This window comes from Arthrobacter sp. TMT4-20 (assembly GCF_054510775.1).
The window spans coordinates 1-1303 of the sequence record NZ_JBTNDW010000040.1; the positions used below are offsets into that span (position 1 = coordinate 1).

The window sequence follows — 1303 nt, forward strand, 5'->3', positions numbered from 1 at the left end:
CGGTCGATCATGGCTGAGGCGATGGTCAGGTCCCCGAAAACATCACCCCAGCGGGCGAAGGGCAGGTTCGAGGTCAGAATCAGGGAGGCGTGTTCGTAGCGGCTGGAGACGAGTTGGAAGAACAAGTTCGCTGCGTCCTGATCGAACGGGATATAACCTACCTCGTCGATGATCAGGAGGCTGTAGCGGCGTAGCCTGGCCATTTCCTGGGGTAGTTTCCCGCGGGAATGAGCTTCCTGGAGCCGGGCGACCCACCCGGTCGCGGAATCGAAAAGAACCCGATGCCCTGCTTTGGCTGCTTTGATCCCGATACCGACCGCGAGGTGGGTTTTCCCGGTCCCCGGCGGGCCGAGCAGGACCACGTTCTTAGCCTCGGAGAGGAACACCCCGGTGCCCAGGTGCGCGATCAGGTTCCGGTCCGCGGAGGGCTGATGATCGAAGTTGAACTCCTCGAGGCTTTTATGCGCGGGGAACCTCGCGGCTTTGATCCGGGTCGCCGCACCCGACGCTTCGCGTTCGGAGACTTCACGGGAGAGGACCGCGGCGAGGTATTCCTCGTGAGACCATCCTGCGTCCCTGGCTTGGTCCCCGAGCCGGCGGAACCCGTCACTGATCCGCGGGGCGCGCAACGCCCGGGCGTAGTACTCGATCTGGGCTGGCGTCTCGGTCATGAGGCCACCTCTGCCAGCGCTGGCTGCTGGTCGTGGTCGATGCCGAATATCTCGTCATAGACACCGAGATCGCGGACCTGCACGGACTCCACCACCCTTGCTTCCACCATGTCGGGTCGCTGGGCTCGTTGGGCGTGGAAGTCCCGGCGCATCACCGCCGCCCGGGCCACGTGGGCTGGGTCGCTGATCACCAGGTGCCGGGCCCACACCCGGGCATGCGAAGCGATGACGACGCCCTCATGGGTGACCGTGACCGTGTCCAGATCGGCGATGACATCAACGATCCGCCCAATGAACGAGGGATCAACGGAGTAATCGTTGGAGAACACCCGTACGTAATAGTCCCGTGGCAGACGGACCGTATTGGCGAACACCGTGCCCGGGGTCACCGGCGGTAACGGGCGCATCTTCTGGCGGTCCAGGATGATCAGCTCATCGGGTCGTCCATGGCGGGAACGTGAATACCGGTGATTAGCCGTTGGTAACCACTCATCGAGCTGGTTGTTGAAATCCGCTGGTGAGGCGAAGTTCCGGCCCGGCATGAAGCGTTGCCGGAAGAACCTGTTCATCCGCTCCACCATGCCCTTGGACTCCGGGTCCCTCGGTGGAAGTAACCGAACTTCCAACCCCAG

At 63.2% G+C, this 1303-nt stretch carries 2 protein-coding genes; both read right to left on the bottom strand.

The window, feature by feature from the left end; translation table 11 throughout:
• Window positions 1–671, bottom strand: a 671-nt coding sequence (gene istB, locus ACX80Z_RS15935) for an IS21-like element helper ATPase IstB (protein WP_459316575.1), incomplete at its 3' end; no start/stop codon positions are given.
• Window positions 668–1303: Mu transposase domain-containing protein (locus ACX80Z_RS15940; protein ID WP_459316576.1), on the bottom strand; the 636-nt coding region annotated here is incomplete at its 5' end. The genes istB and ACX80Z_RS15940, both read right to left, overlap by 4 nt.